Below are 19,900 nucleotides of genomic sequence, written 5' to 3' on the forward strand. Positions count from 1 at the left end.
TTCGAACACGCCAAGGCGCGCGGCGCGAAGATCTACGCCGAAGTCGCCGGCTATGGGGCGACCTCCGACGGCCATGACATGGTGGCGCCCTCGGGCGAAGGCGCGGTGCGCTGCATGCAGCAGGCGCTCGCGACGGTGAAGTGCCCGATCGACTACATCAACCCCCACGCCACGGCGACCCCGGTCGGCGACGCCAAGGAAATCGAGGCGCTGCGCGAAGTGTTCGGCGTCGGCGACAAATGCCCGCCGATCGCCGCGACCAAATCCCTGACCGGCCATTCGCTCGGCGCGACGGGCGTGCAGGAGGCGATCTATTCGTTGTTGATGATGCAGAACGGCTTCATCTGCGAAAGCGCCCATATCGAAGAGCTCGATCCGGATTTCGCCGACATGCCCATCATGCGGTCGCGCCGCGACAATGTGAAGCTTGGCGCGGTGCTGTCCAACTCATTCGGCTTCGGCGGCACCAATGCGACATTGGTGTTCAAGCATCCAGACGCATAAGTGTTCAGCGGCGAGCGTCATCGCCGGGCTTGTTCCGGCCATGGGCGTCGATGCATCAAGCCGGCGTTTAGGAGAAGGCGTTTTCTTCCAGTGGATGGATTTGCGAACGACGCCAGCGTCGCTCGTGGATAGAGGTGTCGCCGACACGGCCCCTAGCGTCGGTTCTTCTTTGCTTGTCTGCTTCTCCGATAGGGCTTAGGCCCAAACTTTCGATCTCTCCTACGATGACAATCGCCATATGACAGTTTCAACCGGTCTCCTGCAGGGTAAGCGCGGCCTCATCATGGGCGTCGCCAATGATCATTCAATCGCCTATGGCATCGCGCGCGTTCTTGCGCGCCACGGCGCGACGCTCGCATTCACCTATCAGGGCGAGGCGCTCGGCAAGCGCGTCAAACCGCTCGCGCAGGAGCTCGGGTCGAACCTTGTGCTGCCGTGCGACGCCGAAGATATTTCAACGGTGGATCAGGTGTTCGCGCGTCTCGAACACGACTGGGGCGATATGGATTTTCTCGTCCACTCCATCGCCTATTCCGACAAAAGCGAATTGAAGGGACTCTACGCCGACACCTCGCGCGAGAATTTCATTCGCACGCTTGTCATTTCCTGTTTTTCCTTCACCGAAGCCGCGCGCCGCGCCGCCACGCTGATGAAGAACGGCGGATCGTTGCTGACGGTCAGCTTCGGCGGCGGCACGCATGTCATGCCGAATTACAATGTCATGGGCGTCGCGAAGGCGGCGCTCGATTCATCGGTGCGTTATCTTGCCGCCGATTTCGGCGATCGCGGCATTCGCGTTAATGCGCTGTCGCCCGGCCCGGTGCGCACCATGGCGGGCGCCGGCATCACGGGCGCGCGGGCGATGGGCGCGTTTCAAAAAAAGCATTGTCCATTGCGTCGAATGATCACGCTTGATGAAATCGGCGGCTCGGCGCTTTATTTGCTGTCGGAGCTGTCGGGCGGCGTGACGGGCGAAGTTCATCTTGTCGACGCCGGTTATAATATCATGTTGCAGCCACGTCCCGAGGATCTCAACGGCGAGGAGTAAGGCAATGAGGATAGCGCTGTCTTTAGGCTTGGTCTTCATTGCGGCGCCGGCGATGGCCGCGAGCGCGGATCCGACGACCGGCGCGCGTATCGCCAAGGCCGAATGCGCCTCATGCCATGCCGTTGGATCCAACGCAGAGGCCAAGAGCCCGGATCCCAAGGCGCCGCGATTTATCGATGTGGCGAAGATGCCTTCGGCGACTGAACTGTCGCTTAAAGTTTTTCTGCGCTCTTCGCACAAGAACATGCCCAACATCATTCTTGCCCACGAAGAGATCGACTCGCTGGCGAGCTATATTTTGGGGCTTGGCGGCAAATAGCCGCCAAGCTGATTGAAGCTGTTCCGCGCGTAAATTTATGCGGCCATCTTGCGTCCGGACATCCTGCGGCACTCCTCGGCGCAGCGACGGCATTCGTCGGCGCATTCCTTCATGTCCGGAATCGGATCGCACTCCTTGGCGCAGGCTTCGCAAGCCTCGGCGCAAAGCGCGCACATCTGTTTCGCCAGCGGCGAATTCATCAGCATCATTTGCGTGCTGTTGCGGCACATATCGGCGCAGGCGATCATCGCCCGGAAATGTTTGGGCTTCACATGCTCGCCGCCTTTCTCAAGGCAATGGGTCATCGCCATGCCGAAGCACATCTGATAACAGTTCAGGCAGGCGTCGATGCAGGCCTGCATTTCCTTCGGGATCATGTGCATGATCGATCGTTCCTCTTAAAGGCTTTCCGCCTCGCCGCCCCGCAGGCAGCTAGTTCGCCCGCCTCGCAGGTCAAGATTTGTGACGAAGGCGCAGGACCGACAGTCAAGCTTACAGGCGCAGACTTGACGTCACATCGCCGAGCGCCAACCTTTTGAGAGGCGCGAGCGACTGGGATCGTGCTAGTCGTCGCCATGCTCGTCATCGATGCCAGTCATCGCCATGACATGATCGAGGGATTGAACCGGATGACGCTTGCAAGAAGACAAAGGCAAGCTTCACGCGATATGACGAGTAAGAGGGTTGTGCATTGAAGGCTCCGAGATCCGGGCGTTGGGCGCGAGGTCGGCGTGACTTCGCGCGATAACGACGTGTTCGAAGCCACCACGCCGGGGTTGCCCGTCGCGAGGCCACAAGCAAGCGGCGGATTTTACGAGTCGCTGCGTGAACGGCTGCCGAGAGGCGCGCTGGGCGCGCTGGGCGTGGCGGCCAGTCTCGCCGTCTTTGCGCTCGCCGCTTATATTCTGGGCCGAACGCTCTCAAGTCTCAGCTACGCCGATCTGCTGAATGCCTTTCGCGCGACGAGCGGCGCGCAGATTTTAGCGTCCTTGGCCCTCTCCGCGCTCTCCTATCTGTTCCTGACCGGTTATGACGTCGTCGCCCTCCATCATATGAGAACGCGCGCGCCCTACAGGGTCGCTGCGCTCGCGTCCTTCGCAAGCTACGCCATTTCCTTCAATCTTGGATTTCCCGTCATCACCAGCGCGGCCGTGCGCTACTGGATCTACTCTCGCGTCGCGTTGAGCGCGCTGCAAGTCGCCAACATAACGGTTTTCGCCGGCGTCACGTTCTGGCTCGGGATGACGCTGGTGATGGGGATAGGCTTTATCTATGGCGCGGACGCGCTCGCCGCGCTCGACGGCTTGCCGGCTTTCCTTCACATCATTCCCGGCGTTCTCATACTTGCAGGCGTGCTCTTTTATTTTGCCTGGGTGACGGTTGATCGCCGGACGATTCGACTTCGCGGCCACGCTTTGGAGTTGCCGGGTTTTATCCCGACTGTTGCGCAGTTTGCGCTTGGGGTCGCCGACCTGTGCTGCGCCTCGGGCGCGCTCTATGTGCTGCTTCCCGAGGGCGTCCCGCTGGACTTTGTGCCATTCGTCGCGGTCTATGTCGTCGCCTGCGTCCTCGGCGTGATCAGCCATGCGCCGGGCGGCATCGGCGTCTTCGAGGCGACGATGCTGCACGCCATCCCGGCGGCGTCGCATGAAAGCATTCTGGCGTCGCTGCTTCTGTTTCGCATGATCTATTATTTTATTCCATTCGTTGTCGCGCTTGCGCTTCTCGGCGCCGATGAGGGCGCGCGCCGCTGGGCGACGTTGCGGGATGCGATCGCGCGCATTTTGGAGGAGCGCTCGAATTGAACGGCGCCGGACCAGTCGCCACGACACTGTCGACCCAGCGGCTCAAATGGCGCGACCAGGCGATAGATCTCCTGGCGCCCGTCATCAACGCGCTCCCGGAGCCGATCTTCGTTATCGACTCCGAAACCCATGTCGCCGCCGTCAATGCCGCGGCGCAGGCGCTCTCGCCGGCCATTCGGCCGGGCGAACCGCTCTCCCGCAGCCTTCGCTCGCCCGATATGCTGGACGCTGTGGCGCGCGTGCTCGCCGGAGGCGAGACGGAGAAGACCGTCTGGGTCGAACGTCTGCCGGTGGAATGCTGGTTTGAAGCGCATGTCGCGCCGATGCAGATCGAAGGGTTCGAGCCGGCCGCCGTCGTGAGCCTGCGCGATCTGACCGAATCCCGGCGCGTCGAGCGCATGCGCGTCGACTTCGTCGCCAACGCCAGCCACGAGCTGCGCACGCCGCTCGCCTCGCTGCTGGGTTTCGTCGAAACCTTGCAAGGTCCGGCGCGCGAAGACGCCGTCACCCGCAACAAATTCCTCGGCATCATGCGCGAGCAGGCGCAGCGGATGGCGCGCCTCGTCGATGATCTGCTGTCGCTGTCGCGCATCGAGCAGCACATGCATCTGCGGCCCGCCACGCCCGTCGATCTCACGCTGCTCGTCGAGCATATCGTCGACACGCTGTCACAGATGGCCGAAGACAGGGGCGTCGCCATCAATCTCGATCTGCAGCCGAACGTCGTCGCGCCTGGAGATCGGGACGAGCTTGCCCGGGTCATCGAGAATCTCGTCGAGAACGCCCTGAAATACGGGTGCGGCGACGATGGCGGCTGCAAGCCCATCGACATCTCGCTGGTCCGCAAGGGGGCGCTCGTCGTTCTCTCGGTGCGCGACTATGGTCCCGGCGTCGCGCCGGAGCATATTCCGCGTCTGACGGAGCGTTTCTATCGGGTCGACGCAGGCAAGAGCCGCGCCAAAGGCGGCACCGGACTGGGCCTCGCCATCGTCAAACATATCGTGCTGCGCCACCGCGGCCGGCTCGGAATCGAGTCCGCGCTTGGCGAGGGAACGCTGTTTCGCGTCATTCTGCCGGCGAGCGATTCAGCGTAAATACGCTAAGTGTTTAAAATACAAGAGTATTCACTGTCATCATACTGTAATCTTTTCGTCACAAAACGCTGTTGTCGGACCAGTAGTTTCTGCCGCGTGATGACGCGGGGCGCATCGCAAGTCCATTCTCGAGCAAGAGAGACCCTCAAATGATCTCGACGATTTTCAGGCGCGGCGCTGGCGCGGCGCTGGCGCTCGCCGTTATGTGCGGCGGGGCTGCCGCCATAGACATTTCCGGCGCCGGCGCGACCTTCCCCTATCCGATCTACGCCAAATGGGCCGAGGCCTATAAGAAAGAGACCGGCAGCGGACTCAATTATCAATCGATCGGCTCGGGCGGCGGCATCAAGCAGATCAAGGCGCGAACGGTCACGTTCGGCGCCAGCGACCAGCCGCTGAAACCCGAGGAGCTCGAGGCGGCGGGTCTGATCCAATGGCCGCAGGTGATCGGCGGCATTGTGCCGGTGGTCAACCACGCTGGCATGGCTGGCGGCGACCTCACGCTCAGTGGCGAGACGGTGGCCAAAATCTTCCTCGGCGAGATCACCAAATGGGACGATCCGGCGATCAAGAAACTCAATCCGAAGGCGAAGCTTCCTTCGGCGCCGATCGTCGTCGTTCATCGCTCCGACGGATCTGGAACGACCTTCAACTTCACCAATTACCTCTCGAAGGTCTCGCCCGACTGGGCGTCCAAAGTCGGCGCGAACACTTCGGTCGAATGGCCCGTGGGCATCGGCGCCAAAGGGAATGAAGGCGTCGCGAACAACGTCGCCAACACTAAGGGATCGATCGGCTACGTCGAATACGCCTACGCCAAGCAGAACAAGTTGACTCACACGAAAATGATCAACAAGGACGGCAAGACCGTCGCGCCGAGCATGGAGACGTTCCAGGCGGCCGCCGCCGGCGCAGATTGGGCCCATGCCGAGGGGTTCTATGAAATCCTGACGAATGAGCCTGGCGCGAAATCCTGGCCGATCACCGCAGCGACCTTTATCCTTCTTCCCAAGGAGTCCAAAGACGAAGCCGCGGCGGCCGAGGCCATGAAATTCTTCTCCTGGGCCTTCGCCAGCGGCGGGAAGATGGCTGAAGAACTCGACTATATTCCGATGCCGAAACCGGTCGTCGAGCTCATCAAGAAGACTTGGACGAGCGTCAAGGGACCGGACGGCAAGCCGCTGTCGCTCTTGACTCGGCCGAACTGACCTTTTGGTTGAACCGACGGCCGTTCAGTGCGGCCGTCGGTTGTGATTGGCGCCATTCGCGAGGGACGGCGTCGGGAGATGAGCGAATGTTCTCGATCGAGCCGAGCCGGCGAAGCGCGAACGGAGCCGGCGGGGAGGCGGGTTCAGACATGTCGGAAGTAGTCTTGCAGCAGGCGGCGCCACTCTCAGTCGCCGCTGATCGAACACGCGTTCTCAGTCGGCTGGCGCTCGTCGACCGCCTATTTCGCCAGGTCACGCGCGCTGCGGCGGTGATCGTGCTGGTCATCCTGGGCGGCGTCATCGTCTCGCTCGTTTACGGCTCCTGGCCGGCGATGAAGGCTTTCGGTTTCGGCTTTCTCTTCTCGCAGTCGTGGAATCCGGTCACCGAGAACTTCGGCGCATTGCCGGCGATCTACGGCACGGTGATGACGTCGATCATCGCCATGCTCATCGCCGTGCCCGTCGGCCTTGGCATCGCGATTTTCCTCACGGAGCTTTGCCCCTATGTTCTGCGTCGGCCGATCGGCACCGCGATCGAGCTGCTGGCCGGGATTCCGTCGATCATCTACGGCATTTGGGGCCTCTTCGTTCTGGCGCCGTTTCTCCAGTCGCACGTCCAGCCTGCGCTGATCGCCGCCTTTGGCGATATCCCGGTGTTCTCGACGCTTTTCGCCGGCCCGCCTTACGGCATTGGCATGCTGACCGCGGGCTTCATTCTCGCCATCATGGTGCTGCCCTTCATCGCCTCGATCTCGCGCGACGTCTTCGAAACGGTGCCGCTGGTGCTGAAAGAAGCCGCTTGGGGCATCGGCGCCACGACATGGGAAGTGACGCGCTATGTCGTCATCCCTTACACGCGCGTCGGCGTGATTGGCGGCGTCATGCTTGGACTGGGGCGAGCGCTGGGCGAGACGATGGCGGTCACTTTCGTCATCGGCAATGCGCACAAGATTTCCGGGTCGCTGCTCGCGCCCGGCACCACGATTTCGGCGACGATCGCCAATGAGTTCACCGAGGCGGTCGGCGATCTCTACACCTCTGCGCTGATCGAACTCGGCCTCATCCTCTTCTTCATCACCTTCGTCGTTCTGGCGGTCGCGCGTTACATGCTGATGCGCATCGAACAGAAGTCGGCGTAAGGGAGGCGCTTCATGTCTCTTTATGCATCTCGACGCAGCGCCAACTCCATCGCGACGACGCTCTGCTGGGTCGCGGCGATTTTCGGGCTGGCTTGGCTTTTTGTGATCCTTGGGGTGCTTCTTTATGAAGGCGTCCGCGGCCTGTCGCCGGCGGTCTTTACCGAAATGACGCCGCCTCCCGGCAGCGCGGGAGGATTGCTCAACGCCATCGCCGGCTCGCTGGTCATGACCGCAATCGGCGTCGCGGTCGGCACGCCGCTCGGCATGCTGGCTGGCACATACATGGCGGAATATGGACGCTATACGAAGCTGACCATGGTCGTGCGCTTCATCAACGACATCTTGCTCAGCGCCCCGTCAATCGTCGTCGGCCTCTTCGTCTACACCATCCTGGTGCATCCGATGGGCCACTTCTCGGCGATCTCTGGCGCCGTGGCGCTGGCGTTATTGGTCGTCCCTGTCGTCGTGCGAACCACCGAGGACATGCTGCTGCTCGTGCCGGGTTCGATGCGCGAAGCGGCGACCGCGCTTGGCGCGCCACGTGCGCATGTCGTCGGGAAGGTCGCCTACCGCGCCGCAAAAGCCGGCCTCATCACCGGCGTGCTGCTCGCCGTAGCGCGCGTCTCTGGCGAGACGGCGCCGCTGCTCTTCACCGCGCTCAACAATCAGTTCTGGAGCAGCGACCTCTCGGCGCCGATGGCGAGCCTGCCGGTCGTCATCTTCCAGTTTGCGCTATCGCCCTACAAAGATTGGCAGCAACTTGCCTGGACCGGCGCGCTGCTCATCACTGTCGCTGTTCTCGCCCTATCGATCGCCGCGCGCGCATTGAGCGCCGGCCGGAGGAAATCGAAATGAACGCCGCTGTCCAAGCCACGAAAGAGCCGCCAACGAAAGTTTCGGTCCGCAGCCTCGATTTCTACTATGGCGCGGATCGTTCGCTCAAGAACATCAGCCTGCCGCTGCGCGCAAACAAAGTGACGGCCTTTATCGGGCCTTCTGGCTGTGGCAAGTCGACCTTGCTGCGCGTGTTGAACCGGATGTACGATCTTTATCCGGGACAGCGCGCAGAGGGCGAGGTGCTGCTTGACGGCGAGAACATCCTCGACCCGGCGATCGATCTCAACGCCCTGCGCTCGCGCGTCGGCATGATCTTCCAGAAGCCGACGCCTTTCCCAATGTCGATCTATGAGAACATCGCGTTCGGCATTCGGCTGTATGAGAAGCTGTCGCGCGCTGACATGGACGCGCGCGTCGAAGGCGCGCTCCGCGGCGCAGCCCTTTGGGACGAGGTGAAAGACAAGCTGCATACGAGCGGTCTCGGGCTCTCAGGCGGACAGCAGCAGCGCCTCTGCATCGCGCGCAGCGTCGCGGTGCAGCCGGAAGTCATCCTGTTCGACGAGCCGTGTTCGGCGCTCGATCCGATCTCGACGGCGAAGGTCGAGGAGCTCATCGACGAACTCACCCACCGCTACACGATCGCCATCGTCACCCACAATATGCAGCAGGCGGTGCGCATCTCCGATTACACCGCCTTCATGTATCTCGGCGAACTCGTCGAATTCGGCGAAACGGACGACGTCTTCAACAAGCCGAAGGAAAAGCGGACGCTTGACTACATCACCGGCCGCTTTGGCTAACCAGCGATTCAAGGACGGCGCTCATGAGCGATCATATTGTTAAATCCTACGACCGCGACCTTGAGGCGCTCGGACGTCGCATCGCTGAAATGGGCGGCGTCGCGGAGAAAATGCTGGCGGAGGCGATGGACGCGCTCTCCGGCTTCGACGTCGACCTCGCCCATCGGGTCGTCTCCAGCGATCCGCGGCTCGACGCGCTGCAGCGAGAAATCGAAGAGAACGCCATTCTCACCATCGCGCGCCGACAGCCGCTTGCGATCGATCTGCGCGAATGCATCGCCGCGATCCGCATTTCCGGCGACATCGAACGCGTCGGCGATCTCGCCAAGAACATCGCCAAGCGAACGCTCAAGATCGTGTCGGAAGCCCGCGTGCCGCGCGCGATCGTCGGTCTGAAATCGATGCACGAAATCGCCGCGATGCAGCTTAAGGACGCGCTGGACGCCTACGCCTTGCGCGACACCGAGCGGGCGCGCGCGGTCTGGCAGAACGATTCCGATCTCGACGCGCTGGAGGATTCCGTATTCCGCGATCTCCTCACCTTCATGATGGAGGATCCGCGCAACATATCCTTCTGCACGCATCTCCTGTTCTGCTCAAAGAACCTGGAGCGGATCGGCGATCACACAACGAATATATCGGAGACGGTCGTTTATCTGGTCACCGGCGAGTCGATGCCTACGGAGCGGCCAAAATCGCGTGTTGCCGACTTCGGGAAGGACGAGGCGGCGCAATGAGCGAAGTGACTTCCGCCGTCTTACAGCGGAGCGGGAAAAGCGATCGGGCGCCGCGAATCCTCGTCGTCGAGGATGAGACGTCGCTCGCGACGCTGCTCGTGTATAATCTCGAAGCCGAAGGCTATCAGGTCGAGCATGTCGACAATGGCGATGAAGCGGAGCTGCGGCTCGCGGAGTCGCCGCCGGATCTCGTCATTCTCGACTGGATGCTGCCGGGCGTTTCCGGACTTGAAATCTGCCGACGCCTGCGCGCCCGGGACAGCGCGAGAGACATGCCGGTGATCATGCTGACCGCGCGCGGCGAGGAAGGCGAGCGCGTGCGCGGTCTTTCGGTTGGCGCCGACGATTATGTCGTCAAGCCGTTTTCGACTCCGGAGCTGATGGCGCGGGTGCGCGCGCTGCTACGCCGGGCGCGCCCCGAGCGCGTCGCCTCACGGCTGACTCTCGGCGATATCGATCTCGACCGCGACACCCGTCGCGTGCGGCGATCCGCCCGCGAGATCCACCTCGGTCCGACCGAATTCCGGCTGCTCGAATATTTTATGGAGAAGCCTGGACGCGTGTTCACGCGCGCGCAGCTGCTCGACAGCGTTTGGGGCATGTCGGCGGAGATCGACGAGCGCACGGTCGACGTCCATGTCGGACGGCTCCGCAAGGCGCTGATCCGCGGCCGCGAGAAGGATCCGATCCGCACGGTGCGCGGCGCGGGCTATTCTTTCGACGAAACGTTCGGACACGAGTGACGCATCCGCCGACGCAGATTACGCGTAGCGCTGCGTCCGGAACTGATCGCGCGCGCGGCGGCGATCCTGGGCCGGCTGATAGGCGACGCGCGCATGATAGGCGCAATACGGCCCGCCGCCGACGGTTGACTTGCAGCCGCAGAAGCGGAACTCCGGCGATGTCGGATCGCCCATCGGCCAGCGGCACATGGATTCGCGGAGCTCCATGATCGTGACGCGCTCCGACATCGGGATCACCACTTCTTCTTCAGGCGCAAGCCGCGGCGCCGCCAGCGCATGCGGCGCGAAAGCGAGCGCCAGATTGCCGTGCGAGGAGACGCCGTTCATGCGCGGGTGCGTCGGGCGAGGAGCTTTGGCCGCGCGCGGCCGCTGCGCGCTCGCCGTCTTGGCGCGTTCGGCGAGTCCGAGACGATGGATCTTTCCGATCACGGCGTTGCGGGTGATGCCCGGTCCAAGTTCAGCCGCCACTTGGCTGGCGCTTAGACCGTCGGTCCAAAGCTTGCGGAGCAGTTCGACGCGTTCGTCGGTCCATGACATTAGGCTTCTCCATTCTTTCGGGTCGAGCGCGGGTCGGATGTTTCTTCCGACCGCAGCGCAGGCCTGAAGCCCTGCGGCGATGTGATTGCGCATCAACACTCGAGAGAACACGCCCAAACGAACTACGCGGGCGCCGACTAGAAACTTTCTGTTTACTTTGAATCATGCGCGAGTCGCGCTGGCAAGCGCGCGCTGGCGTTCTCAACAGGCTTTCGGCGAGACTGTTGCTCGCAGGACTCACCCTTGCGCAGCCGCGCCAGCCGCTTTGACGCTAATGATCGAACCGCGCCATGGATTTGACCGCGTCGGGCGGCGCGCTTAAAATCCGGTCTGAACTGCCGCCCGAAAAGGGCGGCGCTTTGTTTTTCGAGCTTCCTCTGGCCGGAGCCAGCGACGGGAGCATGGAGCAGGGCTTTTGACGTCAGCGCTTTATCCGACCTATCCGCGCGCCGATCTTGCATTCAAACATGGCGAAGGCGCGTGGTTGATTGCGGAAAACGGCGACCGCTATCTCGATTTCAGCGCGGGCGTCGCCGTGTTGTCGCTCGGCCATAATCATCCGCGCCTCGTCGAGACCTTAAAGCGCGCGGCGGAAGAACCGTGGCATGTCTCCAATCTCTTTCGTATCCCGCAAGCCGAGCGGCTCGCCGAGCGGCTCTGCGACGCCACATTCGCCGATCTGGTCTTTTTCACCAATTCCGGCGCGGAAGCCGTGGAGTGCGCGATCAAGACTGCGCGCAAATTCCACGCGGTCAACGGGCAGCCGGAACGCTATCGGCTGATCACCTTCGAAGGCGCCTTCCATGGCCGCACGCTCGCGACGATCGCCGCAGGCGGCAACGCGAAATATCTTGAAGGGTTCGGGCCGCCCGTCGAGGGCTTCGATCAGGTCCCTTTCGGCGATTTTGACGCTGTCGAGGCGGCGATCACGCATGAAACGGCGGGCGTCCTGCTCGAACCGATTCAGGGAGAAGGCGGGCTACGAGTCTTTTCGCCGTCGTTCCTTACGCGGCTGCGCGCGCTTTGCGACGCGCGCGGGCTGTTGCTGGTGTTCGACGAAGTCCAATGCGGCGTCGGCCGCACCGGCAAGTTCCTCGCCTGCGAACATGCCGGCGTCGCGCCCGATATCGCGGCGCTCGCCAAGGGACTGGGCGGCGGCTTTCCGCTCGGCGCGTGCCTCGCGACGCGCGAGGCGGCCAAAGGCATGACGCTGGGCGCGCATGGCTCGACCTTCGGCGGCAATCCGCTGGCCACGGCGGTGGGCGGCGCGGTTCTCGACGTTGTGCTCGCGGAGGGCTTCATGGCGCGCGTCGCGCGGCTTGGCGCGCTGTTGCGCCAGCGGCTGGCGGAGTTCGAGGACCGCTATCCGTCGCTCATCGAAGAAATCCGCGGCGAAGGGCTGATGTTCGGCGTCAAGACGCGGATTCCGAACGGCGACTTCGCCGCCGCCGCCCGCGCCGAAGGGCTGTTGACGGTGCTCGCCGGCGACAATGTCGTGCGCCTTTTGCCGCCGCTCATCATCGACGAGAGCGACATCGCTGCGGCGGCGGCGCGCCTTTCCGACGCCTGCGCCCGACTCGCCGCGCCCGCTGAAAAGCTCGGAGCCGCGTGATGACCGTCCATTCGCTGACGCGGCCGCGCAGCTTTCTCGATCTTTCCGATCACTCCGGCGACGAGCTGCGCCGCATTCTTAATCTCGCCAAATCGCTCAAGGCGCGCCGCGTCAAAGGCGTCGCGCCGACCGAACGACCGCTCGCCGGCAAATATCTCGGCATGGTGTTCGACAAGCCGTCGACCCGCACGCGCGTCTCCTTCGACATCGCGATGCGCGAACTCGGCGGCGAGACGATCATGTTGACCGGCGCCGAAATGCAGCTTGGCCGCGGCGAGACGATCGCCGACACGGCGCGCGTGCTCGCGCGGTTTCTCGACGCAATCATGGTGCGCATTCTGTCGCACCCCGATCTCATGGAGCTGGCGCGTTTCGGCAATCTGCCGGTCATCAACGGCCTCACCAAACAGTCGCATCCCTGCCAGGTGATGGCGGACGTGCTGACCTTCGAGGAGCATCTCGGTCCGATCGAAGGGCGCACGGTGGCCTGGAGCGGCGACGCCAATAATGTGCTTGCAAGCTGGGTGCATGCCGCCGGCCGCCTGGGCTTCACGATCAATGTGGCGACGCCGGCGGACTTTGCGCCCTCGGAAGATCTGGTCAGCTGGGCGAAAGCCAATGGCGCGAAGATGAATCTGACGCGCGACGCCTATGAGGCGGTGGACGGCGCCGACGCCGTCATCACCGACTGCTGGGTGTCGATGGGCGACGCGGACGAGGACCAGCGCCGCGCGGCGCTCGCGCCCTATCAGGTCGACTCGAAACTGATGCGCGCCGCCGCCAAGCACGCCGTCTTCATGCATTGCCTGCCGGCGCATCGCGGCGAGGAGGTCACCGAGGACGTGATCGACGGACCGCAGTCCGTGGTCTTCGACGAAGCCGAGAACCGCCTTCACGCTCAAAAAGGCGTGCTGTGCTGGTGTCTCGCGCCGGGGCAGTTCTGATGCCGCAAGGCGGGGGCTCGGCGCCGAGCCGGCCAGTCGCGCTCCATTCCGAGGATGACCGGGTGCTACCCTTCGCGGTCGAAGCGCTCGACCTGCGCGGCCGCGTCGTGCGTCTCGGCCCGACGGTCGATTCCATCCTGGGCCATTACGCCTATCCGCCGCAGGTCGCGCGCCTGCTCGGCGAAGCGGTGGCGCTTGCGGCGCTGCTCGGCTCGATTTTGGAATCGCACGGACGCTTTCAGCTGCAGACGCGCAGCGACGGCCCGGTCGATATGCTCGTCGTCGACTATGACGCGCCGGGAAAGCTGCGCGGCTTCGCCCGTTTCGACGCCGAGCGGGTCGCCGAAATACGCGACGCCTCGCCGGCGGCGCTGTTCGGACGCGGTCATCTGGCGCTCACCATCGAACGCGAGGAAGACGCCGCGCGCTACCAGGGCGTCGTGCCGCTGGAGGGCGAGAGCCTCGCCGAGGCCGCGCACATCTATTTCCGGCAATCGGAGCAGATCCCGTCTTTCGTCAGACTCGCCGTCGCCGAAAGCGTCACGCCGCAGGGCGCCAGCTGGCGCGCCGGCGGACTGCTGCTGCAATATTTGCCGCCCGGCGGCGCGCGCGCCCGCGATCTTCCGCCCGGCGACGCGCCCGAGGGCGCGGAGGGGTCTTCCGAGAACGACAATGATCATTGGACCGAAGGCCAAGCGCTCGCCGCCACTCTTGAAGACCACGAACTCGTCGATCCGGCGCTTTCGAGCGAGCGACTGCTCTATCGCCTTTTCCACGAGCGGGGCGTCAAGGTTTTCACCGAACGCGCGCTTGAGGAATTCTGCCGCTGTTCGAACGCGCGCATCGACAAGCTCCTGAGGAGCTTCTCGCCGCAAGAGCGCAGCGATATGATCGGCGACGACGGCCGCATCGGCGTCACCTGCGAATTCTGCGGCACGCTGCGCAGCTTCGATCCCGCCGATTTCGACTGATCCGCCGCCAAGCGCGAAGCCAAGAGAATGTCCGCTGAGTTTATCTTTCCGCCGCCGCCCTCCCCAAGCGTCGCCATCGCGCAAGACGCGCGGCGATTTCCCGTGCGGCGGATCTTCTGCATTGCGCTGAACTACGCCGCGCACGCCCGCGAAATGGGAAAGGACCCCGCCAAGGGCGGGGACGCGGGGCCGCCGGTGTTCTTCTCCAAGCCCGCCGACGCGGTGGTCGAGAGCGGCGCGACCATTCCCTATCCGACGCTGACGCATAATCTTCACCACGAGATCGAATTGGTTGCGGCGCTGGGCAAGGGAGGGGCCGATATTCCCGCCGAGCGGGCGCTCGACTGCGTCTTCGGCTATGCCGCCGGCATCGACCTGACCCGGCGCGACCTGCAAACGGCGGCGCGCAGCGCCGGCTGGCCGTGGGACATGTCAAAAGGCTTCGACCATTCGGCGCCCATCGGCGCGATCCGCCCCGTCGCCGCCATCGGCCATCCGACGCGGGGGCGCATCGCGCTCTCCGTCAATGGCGTGCTGCGACAGGCGGGCGACCTTAGCGATCTGATCTGGAGCGTGCCGGAAATCATCGCGGCGCTGTCACGAAATGTCGCGCTTGCGCCCGGCGATCTCATCTTCACCGGCACGACCTCGGGCGTTGGACCGCTCCTTCCCGGCGACATCGTCGACGGCGAGGTCGAACATGTCGGCTCTGTGGCCGTAAGCATCGGAAAATAAGCGAGGTTGCGCCGGGCAGGGAAACCCGGCTATTTGCAGAAGGGTGAAACGCCTTCGCGCGATCTTTCGCAACCGTGGTTGCGCCTCCACCGAGCCGCCGGCGCGCGAGGCCCTGGACATGCCGGTTAATCTCGACCCCGAAAACTGGGACGAATTTCGCGCCGAGAGCCATCGGGCGCTCGACATGATGCTCGACTATCTGCGCGGGATCAGAGAGCGCCCCGTATGGACCGAGCCGAGCGAAGAGGCGCGGGCGCGCTTCAAACGCGACCTTCCGCAAGAGGGCCGCGACATCTCCGCCGTGCTCGAGGATTTCGACCGCTACATCAAGCCGTTCGCAACCGGCAACACGCATCCGATGTTCATGGGCTGGGCGCAGGGCGCGGGCACGCCGGCCGGCATGATCGCCGAAATGCTCGCCGCCGGGATGAACTCCAATTGCGGCGGACGCAATCATATCGCCATCGACGTGGAGCGCCAGATCGCCGCCTGGATGGCGCAGGCTTTCGGCTTTCCGCCCGACGCGAGCGGCGTTTTCGTCACCGGAACCTCGATCGCCAACTTCCTGTGCCTGCTCGTCGCGCGTGACCAGGCCTATGGCGACAAGGACGTGCGGCTTAACGGGCTCTGCGCGCTTCCGGGCCAGCTCATCGCCTATGCGTCGCGCGAAGCGCATAATTGCGTGCGCCAGGCGATGGAGCTTGCCGGCCTTGGGGCGCGGCATCTGCGCCTCATTCCTTCGGACGAGCGGCGCGCAATGAAAGTGCGCGATCTTCGCCGCGCCATCGCCGCCGACCGCGCGGCGGGGTTCAGGCCGTTTCTGATCGTCGGCACGGCGGGCACGGTCGATACCGGCGCGATCGATCCGCTCGACCGGCTCGCCGACGTCGCGCACACCGAGGACATGTGGTTCCATGTCGACGGGGCCTTCGGCGCGCTGGCGGCGCTCTCGCCGGCGCTCAAGCCGTTGGTCAAGGGACTGGAGCGCGCCGACAGCGTCGCCTTCGACTTCCATAAATGGCTGCACGTCCCCTATGACGCCGGCTTCTTTCTGGTGCGCGACAAGGCGGCCCATAAGCGCGCCTTCGCGGCCAACGCCGCCTATTTGACGCGCGCGCCGCGCGGCCTCGCGGCGGGCGACACCTGGCCTTGCGATCTCGGCCCCGACCTGTCGCGCAGCTTTCGCGCGCTCAAAGCTTGGTTCACCATCGAAACCTTCGGCGCCAAGCGTTTGGGCGAATGTATCGAGCAGACCTGCCGCATGGCGAAGCGGCTCGAGGCGTGGATCTCGCAGTCGGACGCTTTCGCGCTGCGCGCGCCGGTGACGCTCAACATCGTCTGCTTCGGCGTCAAGGACGATGAGGACGGTTCGCTGGCGCGCGAAATCGTCATGGAGCTGCATGAGCGCGGCGAGGCGGCGCCGTCGCTGACGATCCTCGACGGGATTCCGGCGATCCGCGCCGCGATCATCAATCACCGGACCGAAGCGCGCGACATCGACGCCTTCACCGAGTTTCTCGACGCGGCGCTTCGGCGCGCGCGCAAGGAGCCGCATGATTTCGGCGCGCTCGTCGAACCGCACGGGCCGGGGAAGACCCGGCTCTCCGAGGATTGACGCCGCGCTTGTCGTCAGCCTGTCATATTTCGCCGGGCTCTCTTTTCGATCCTTTCCGTGAGCGCCGCTATGATCCCAGACCGCCTCGCACAGCCGCCGCACGCCGACATTCCCGGATGTCTATGGTTCGTGCGGTTCAACCGCGCCGGCGAAGCCGAGCCCGGAACGGCCGACGACTTCGAAAATATCGGCGCGCCGCGCGAAGGGTTCTTGTGGCTGCACATGGATCTCGCCGACGTGCGCACGCGCCCGCTGCTGGCGCGCATCGCGGCGCTTTCCGAAGACGCGCGCGATTCGCTGTGCGATCCCGTCGACCACCAGCATCTTGAATATTCGGAGGGACTGGTCAGCGGCGCGCTGCTCGACTATGAGCGCGATCTCGGCGGCCCGACCTCGCGCACCGACTATGTCCGCTTCGCCTCGGGCGCGAGCTTTTTCATCAGCGCGCGGCGGCTGCCGATGGACAGCGTCGAGGCGACGCGCATCGCCATCGATCGCGGCGCGCGCCTCACCTCGCCGATCGATCTTTTCGAAATGCTGACGGATGCGCTGATCGACGGGCTCGCGCGCAAAGCCGCCGAACTCGGCGCGGCCTTCGATCGCGTCGAGGATCGCATCATCGATCAGCGCGGTCGCCAGGCGCGGCCGGCGCTCAGCGCCGCGCGGCGCGACGCGGTGCGTCTGGCGCGCCAGATCAGCGGCCTTTCGTCGACGGTGGCGCGCCTCGAAACGATCGAGGAGGAGGTCGACGAACAGCGCGACAATGATCTGCGCGACGCCGCGGCAAGGCTGGTTCAACACGCCGCCGCGCTGACGCAGGACGTCACGAGCCTTCAGGAGCGCGCCCGTCTCCTGCAGGACGAGCTTAACGCCATTCTCAGCCTGGAGACCAATGATCGGCTCTATGCTTTGACGGTGACGACGATGCTGCTGCTGCCGGCGACCTTCGTCACCGGCTATTTCGGCATGAACACCAAGAATTTGCTGTTCGCGGAGGACGAGAACGGCACATTCTACGCGACGATCCTCTGCGTGCTCGCCTCGGCGACGGCGCTTTTCCTGATGCGCCGCTGGGGACTTGCCGGCGCGCCGGAGAGCGAGGACCAGCGGCCGGCCGCGCCGGAGCGCCGGGACCGTCCGGCGGACAGGAGTTTTTGACATTGGGCTTGTGAGTTGCGGGGTTTACAGGCGCGCGCGCGCCGCCTAACTTCCGCGCCGACTGGGGCGAGACGCCCTGCGAGCACAACCTGGGAAATCCATGCGCGCCGAACCGCTTGCGCTGAAAGCCGACATTGAGCAGTCCATCGGACTGCTGAGGAGGCATCTTTGACGTCGACGCCTCGCAACGGCGCCTCGCCGAACTGAACGTCCGGGCGGAAGACCCCGCGCTCTGGAACGATCCCGAAGCCGCGCAAAAACTGATGCGCGAGCGCACCCAGCTGGAAGAGCAGGTGGGGGCGCTGTCCGGCCTCGAGCGCGAGCTCGAAGACGCGCTGACGCTCGTTGAACTCGGCGAAGCCGAGGGCGACGCGGCGACCGAAAAAGAGGGCGTCGACGCGCTCAAGAGCATCCTGAAGCAGGCGCGCGCCCGCCAGACCGAGGCGCTGTTCGCCGGCGAAGCCGACGCCAACGACACCTATATCGAGGTGCATTCCGGCGCCGGCGGCACCGAGAGCCAGGATTGGGCGCGCATGCTTTTTCGCATGTACGCCCGCTGGGGCGAGCGTCACAAATTCCACGTCGAGGTGATCGAGGAGACGCCGGGCGAAGAGGCGGGCATCAAATCGGGCACGCTGCTCGTCAAGGGCCATAACGCCCATGGCTGGGCGAAGACCGAGTCCGGCGTGCATCGCCTGGTGCGGATTTCTCCGTTCGACTCCAACGCCCGCCGCCACACCAGCTTCGCCTCGGTCTGGGTCTATCCGGTGGTCGATGACCGGATCGAGGTGAACGTCAATGAATCCGATTGTCGTATAGACACGTATAGATCGTCAGGCGCGGGCGGCCAGCACGTCAATACGACCGACTCGGCGATCCGCATCACCCATATTCCGACCGGCATCGTCGTCGCCTGTCAGGCCGAGCGCTCGCAGCACAAGAACCGCGCCACCGCCTGGAACATGCTGCGCGCAAGGCTCTATGAACGCGAGCTCGAAATGCGCGAAGCCGAGGCCAACAAGGTCGCGGCGTCGAAGACCGAGATCGGCTGGGGCCATCAGATCCGCAGCTATGTGCTGCAGCCCTATCAGCTGGTGAAGGATCTGCGCTCCGGATTCACATCGGGGACGCCTTCCGAGGTTCTCGATGGCGAACTCGACGATTTCATGCAGGCCTCTCTCGCCCAGCGTATATACGGCGGTCCAGAGGCCGTTGAGGACGTCGAGTAGCCGCGCTCACGCCCATTTCTCGACCGTCAGGCTGGGAATGTCGTCGAAATCCTCGCTATTCGCCACGACCAGCGTGAGGCCGAGATCGAGCGCCTGCGCGGCGATCATTCGATCGAGCGTGCGGCGGCGCTTCGGGTCTAGCTTGCGGAGCAGCGCCCCATAGGCGTCGGCGGCGCCGCGGTCGAAGGGCAGCACATCCAGATTCTCGGCGAGCAGCGCGATATTCTCCGCGAGCCGTCCGTTATGTTCGGCGGCGGCTGCGCCAAGCGTCTCGGCGAGACTGATCGCCGAGACCGCCACGTCGCCGACCTCGAGCGCGGCGAGCCGATCGAGCACGCCGGGAAGACCAAGCGCCGCGGCGATGACGATATTGGTGTCGAGGAGGTAGCGCGCCATAGCGCTAGCGGGCGTCGAACAGCCGCTTGGGCGGCTTGAACTCGGGGCGCGCGATCGAGGCCGGCGGCGGCGCGGCTTTGAGCCGCGCGACGAGTTCGGCCATATCGAGCCGCGCCGGCGTCACCACGAGACTTCCGCCTTGCCGCCGCACGACGACTTCGGCGCCCTCGTCGAAAGCGATTCCGCGCGGAATTCTTACCGCCAGACTATTGCCCGATTTGAAAATGCGCGTGGAGCTCATGACATCAGTCTGCCAAGGCGGCCGCGTTCTGTCAATCTGAGTATATACGTCCCTTGACGGAACGGCCGCCACTGCGCGGGATCGCCTTCGGTCCCGTCCAACCCCGGCGACCGCGCCACGCCAAAGGCGATTTCGAAAAGATAACGCAGCGCCTTAATGCGGCGGGCCGACGAATTTAGTTGCGTCCGCGCGCACGGCGCGCGCTTGATCCCTTGGGCGAGCGCGTGC

At 64.2% G+C, this 19,900-nt stretch carries 22 protein-coding genes and 1 pseudogene; 19 read left to right on the plus strand and 4 right to left on the minus strand.

What is annotated here, in order from left to right; translation table 11 throughout:
- The 3 genes and pseudogenes from ACR65W_RS18645 to ACR65W_RS18655 all read left to right on the plus strand — a co-directional run.
- Window positions 1-504, plus strand: a pseudogene (locus ACR65W_RS18645) (beta-ketoacyl-ACP synthase I); the annotation flags it as partial.
- Window positions 505-742: 238 nt separating this feature from the next.
- Window positions 743-1,552 carry an enoyl-ACP reductase FabI gene (fabI, locus tag ACR65W_RS18650; protein ID WP_424373914.1) on the plus strand — a complete coding sequence of 270 codons (810 nt, stop codon included), beginning with the start codon at window positions 743-745 and terminating at the stop codon, window positions 1,550-1,552.
- 4 nt (window positions 1,553-1,556) lie between these two features.
- On the plus strand, window positions 1,557-1,871 hold the full coding sequence (locus ACR65W_RS18655) for a c-type cytochrome (RefSeq protein WP_434498709.1): 315 nt from the start codon (window positions 1,557-1,559) through the stop codon (window positions 1,869-1,871).
- Window positions 1,872-1,906: 35 nt separating this feature from the next.
- Here the strand turns inward: ACR65W_RS18655 and ACR65W_RS18660 are convergent, their stop codons facing one another.
- On the minus strand, window positions 1,907-2,248 hold the full coding sequence (locus ACR65W_RS18660) for a four-helix bundle copper-binding protein (protein ID WP_434498710.1): 342 nt from the start codon (window positions 2,246-2,248) through the stop codon (window positions 1,907-1,909).
- Between the two features lie 354 nt (window positions 2,249-2,602).
- Between ACR65W_RS18660 and ACR65W_RS18665 the strand changes: the two genes are divergently transcribed.
- The 8 genes from ACR65W_RS18665 to phoB all read left to right on the plus strand — a co-directional run bounded on the left by ACR65W_RS18665 (window position 2,603) and on the right by phoB (window position 10,234).
- Window positions 2,603-3,676, plus strand: coding sequence for a lysylphosphatidylglycerol synthase domain-containing protein (locus ACR65W_RS18665; RefSeq protein ID WP_434498711.1), 1,074 nt, complete (start codon window positions 2,603-2,605; stop codon window positions 3,674-3,676).
- On the plus strand, window positions 3,673-4,770 hold the full coding sequence (locus tag ACR65W_RS18670; protein WP_434498712.1) for an ATP-binding protein: 1,098 nt from the start codon (window positions 3,673-3,675) through the stop codon (window positions 4,768-4,770). Before ACR65W_RS18665 ends, ACR65W_RS18670 begins: the two co-directional genes overlap by 4 nt.
- Window positions 4,771-4,919: 149 nt before the next feature.
- The gene (gene pstS / locus ACR65W_RS18675) at window positions 4,920-5,978 is read left to right on the plus strand and encodes a phosphate ABC transporter substrate-binding protein PstS (RefSeq protein ID WP_434498713.1); all 1,059 of its coding nucleotides are present in this window, start codon (window positions 4,920-4,922) and stop codon (window positions 5,976-5,978) included.
- Between the two features lie 149 nt (window positions 5,979-6,127).
- Entirely contained in the window at window positions 6,128-7,117 is a 990-nt protein-coding gene (gene pstC, locus ACR65W_RS18680) for a phosphate ABC transporter permease subunit PstC (protein ID WP_175095676.1), read from the plus strand.
- 12 nt (window positions 7,118-7,129) lie between these two features.
- Window positions 7,130-7,972: a phosphate ABC transporter permease PstA gene (gene pstA, locus ACR65W_RS18685; RefSeq protein ID WP_434498714.1), complete on the plus strand. Its 843-nt coding sequence runs from the start codon at window positions 7,130-7,132 to the stop codon at window positions 7,970-7,972.
- Entirely contained in the window at window positions 7,969-8,754 is a 786-nt protein-coding gene (gene pstB, locus ACR65W_RS18690) for a phosphate ABC transporter ATP-binding protein PstB (RefSeq protein ID WP_434498715.1), read from the plus strand. The genes pstA and pstB overlap by 4 nt, the downstream gene beginning before the upstream one ends.
- Before the next feature lie 23 nt (window positions 8,755-8,777).
- A complete protein-coding gene (gene phoU, locus ACR65W_RS18695) occupies window positions 8,778-9,491 on the plus strand; it encodes a phosphate signaling complex protein PhoU (protein ID WP_434498716.1) in 714 nt (237 codons plus the stop codon).
- Window positions 9,488-10,234, plus strand: coding sequence for a phosphate regulon transcriptional regulator PhoB (phoB, locus tag ACR65W_RS18700; RefSeq protein ID WP_175095680.1), 747 nt, complete (start codon window positions 9,488-9,490; stop codon window positions 10,232-10,234). Before phoU ends, phoB begins: the two co-directional genes overlap by 4 nt.
- 18 nt (window positions 10,235-10,252) lie before the next feature.
- On the opposite strand, the gene ACR65W_RS18705 is transcribed toward phoB, so the two are convergent.
- The gene (locus ACR65W_RS18705) at window positions 10,253-10,771 is read right to left on the minus strand and encodes a GcrA family cell cycle regulator (RefSeq protein WP_175095681.1); all 519 of its coding nucleotides are present in this window, start codon (window positions 10,769-10,771) and stop codon (window positions 10,253-10,255) included.
- Between the two features lie 290 nt (window positions 10,772-11,061).
- Between ACR65W_RS18705 and ACR65W_RS18710 the strand changes: the two genes are divergently transcribed.
- The 8 genes from ACR65W_RS18710 (at window position 11,062) to prfB (ending at window position 19,035) form a co-directional block, all read left to right on the plus strand.
- Window positions 11,062-11,190 (plus strand): hypothetical protein, encoded by a 129-nt coding sequence (locus tag ACR65W_RS18710; protein WP_434498717.1) that lies wholly within the window; start codon window positions 11,062-11,064, stop codon window positions 11,188-11,190.
- Window positions 11,187-12,383, plus strand: a complete 1,197-nt coding sequence (locus ACR65W_RS18715; RefSeq protein WP_434498718.1) for an aspartate aminotransferase family protein — start codon at window positions 11,187-11,189, stop codon at window positions 12,381-12,383. Before ACR65W_RS18710 ends, ACR65W_RS18715 begins: the two co-directional genes overlap by 4 nt.
- Window positions 12,383-13,327 carry an ornithine carbamoyltransferase gene (gene argF, locus ACR65W_RS18720; protein ID WP_434498719.1) on the plus strand — a complete coding sequence of 315 codons (945 nt, stop codon included), beginning with the start codon at window positions 12,383-12,385 and terminating at the stop codon, window positions 13,325-13,327. Before ACR65W_RS18715 ends, argF begins: the two co-directional genes overlap by 1 nt.
- The gene (locus tag ACR65W_RS18725; protein ID WP_434498720.1) at window positions 13,327-14,298 is read left to right on the plus strand and encodes an Hsp33 family molecular chaperone; all 972 of its coding nucleotides are present in this window, start codon (window positions 13,327-13,329) and stop codon (window positions 14,296-14,298) included. Before argF ends, ACR65W_RS18725 begins: the two co-directional genes overlap by 1 nt.
- 27 nt (window positions 14,299-14,325) lie before the next feature.
- Window positions 14,326-15,033 carry a fumarylacetoacetate hydrolase family protein gene (locus ACR65W_RS18730; RefSeq protein WP_434498721.1) on the plus strand — a complete coding sequence of 236 codons (708 nt, stop codon included), beginning with the start codon at window positions 14,326-14,328 and terminating at the stop codon, window positions 15,031-15,033.
- 118 nt (window positions 15,034-15,151) lie between these two features.
- On the plus strand, window positions 15,152-16,648 hold the full coding sequence (locus ACR65W_RS18735) for a pyridoxal phosphate-dependent decarboxylase family protein (protein ID WP_434498838.1): 1,497 nt from the start codon (window positions 15,152-15,154) through the stop codon (window positions 16,646-16,648).
- A gap of 69 nt (window positions 16,649-16,717) precedes the next feature.
- Window positions 16,718-17,806 (plus strand): CorA family divalent cation transporter, encoded by a 1,089-nt coding sequence (locus tag ACR65W_RS18740; RefSeq protein WP_434498722.1) that lies wholly within the window; start codon window positions 16,718-16,720, stop codon window positions 17,804-17,806.
- A 100-nt stretch (window positions 17,807-17,906) separates the two neighbouring features.
- Window positions 17,907-19,035 (plus strand): peptide chain release factor 2 gene (prfB, locus tag ACR65W_RS18745; RefSeq protein ID WP_434498723.1). Its coding sequence is split into 2 segments (ribosomal slippage): window positions 17,907-17,975 and window positions 17,977-19,035, totalling 1,128 coding nucleotides; the frame shifts between segments, so codons are not numbered across the junction.
- A gap of 6 nt (window positions 19,036-19,041) precedes the next feature.
- On the opposite strand, the gene ACR65W_RS18750 is transcribed toward prfB, so the two are convergent.
- Together ACR65W_RS18750 and ACR65W_RS18755 are read right to left on the minus strand one after the other, a co-directional pair.
- Entirely contained in the window at window positions 19,042-19,431 is a 390-nt protein-coding gene (locus ACR65W_RS18750) for a PIN domain-containing protein (RefSeq protein WP_434498724.1), read from the minus strand.
- 4 nt (window positions 19,432-19,435) lie between these two features.
- The gene (locus ACR65W_RS18755; protein WP_196399402.1) at window positions 19,436-19,672 is read right to left on the minus strand and encodes an antitoxin; all 237 of its coding nucleotides are present in this window, start codon (window positions 19,670-19,672) and stop codon (window positions 19,436-19,438) included.
- Between the last annotated feature and the right edge of the window lie 228 nt (window positions 19,673-19,900).

The organism is Methylocystis sp., from assembly GCF_051062815.1.
In the GTDB taxonomy this organism is placed as follows: Bacteria; Pseudomonadota; Alphaproteobacteria; order Rhizobiales; family Beijerinckiaceae; genus Methylocystis.

Excerpts from the sequence above, each read along its gene's own strand:
- ACR65W_RS18740 (WP_434498722.1), top strand. The coding sequence starts at position 16,718 with ATGATCCCAGACCGCCTCGCACAGCCGCCGCACGCCGACATTCCCGGA.
- pstC (WP_175095676.1), top strand. The coding sequence starts at position 6,128 with ATGTCGGAAGTAGTCTTGCAGCAGGCGGCGCCACTCTCAGTCGCCGCT.
- ACR65W_RS18750 (WP_434498724.1), bottom strand. The coding sequence starts at position 19,431 with ATGGCGCGCTACCTCCTCGACACCAATATCGTCATCGCCGCGGCGCTT.
- phoB (WP_175095680.1), top strand. The coding sequence starts at position 9,488 with ATGAGCGAAGTGACTTCCGCCGTCTTACAGCGGAGCGGGAAAAGCGAT.
- ACR65W_RS18755 (WP_196399402.1), bottom strand. The coding sequence starts at position 19,672 with ATGAGCTCCACGCGCATTTTCAAATCGGGCAATAGTCTGGCGGTAAGA.
- pstS (WP_434498713.1), top strand. The coding sequence starts at position 4,920 with ATGATCTCGACGATTTTCAGGCGCGGCGCTGGCGCGGCGCTGGCGCTC.
- ACR65W_RS18725 (WP_434498720.1), top strand. The coding sequence starts at position 13,327 with ATGCCGCAAGGCGGGGGCTCGGCGCCGAGCCGGCCAGTCGCGCTCCAT.
- ACR65W_RS18730 (WP_434498721.1), top strand. The coding sequence starts at position 14,326 with ATGTCCGCTGAGTTTATCTTTCCGCCGCCGCCCTCCCCAAGCGTCGCC.
- ACR65W_RS18655 (WP_434498709.1), top strand. The coding sequence starts at position 1,557 with ATGAGGATAGCGCTGTCTTTAGGCTTGGTCTTCATTGCGGCGCCGGCG.
- phoU (WP_434498716.1), top strand. The coding sequence starts at position 8,778 with ATGAGCGATCATATTGTTAAATCCTACGACCGCGACCTTGAGGCGCTC.
- pstB (WP_434498715.1), top strand. The coding sequence starts at position 7,969 with ATGAACGCCGCTGTCCAAGCCACGAAAGAGCCGCCAACGAAAGTTTCG.
- ACR65W_RS18735 (WP_434498838.1), top strand. The coding sequence starts at position 15,152 with ATGCCGGTTAATCTCGACCCCGAAAACTGGGACGAATTTCGCGCCGAG.
- pstA (WP_434498714.1), top strand. The coding sequence starts at position 7,130 with ATGTCTCTTTATGCATCTCGACGCAGCGCCAACTCCATCGCGACGACG.
- argF (WP_434498719.1), top strand. The coding sequence starts at position 12,383 with ATGACCGTCCATTCGCTGACGCGGCCGCGCAGCTTTCTCGATCTTTCC.
- ACR65W_RS18660 (WP_434498710.1), bottom strand. The coding sequence starts at position 2,248 with ATGATCCCGAAGGAAATGCAGGCCTGCATCGACGCCTGCCTGAACTGT.
- fabI (WP_424373914.1), top strand. The coding sequence starts at position 743 with ATGACAGTTTCAACCGGTCTCCTGCAGGGTAAGCGCGGCCTCATCATG.
- ACR65W_RS18710 (WP_434498717.1), top strand. The coding sequence starts at position 11,062 with ATGGATTTGACCGCGTCGGGCGGCGCGCTTAAAATCCGGTCTGAACTG.
- ACR65W_RS18705 (WP_175095681.1), bottom strand. The coding sequence starts at position 10,771 with ATGTCATGGACCGACGAACGCGTCGAACTGCTCCGCAAGCTTTGGACC.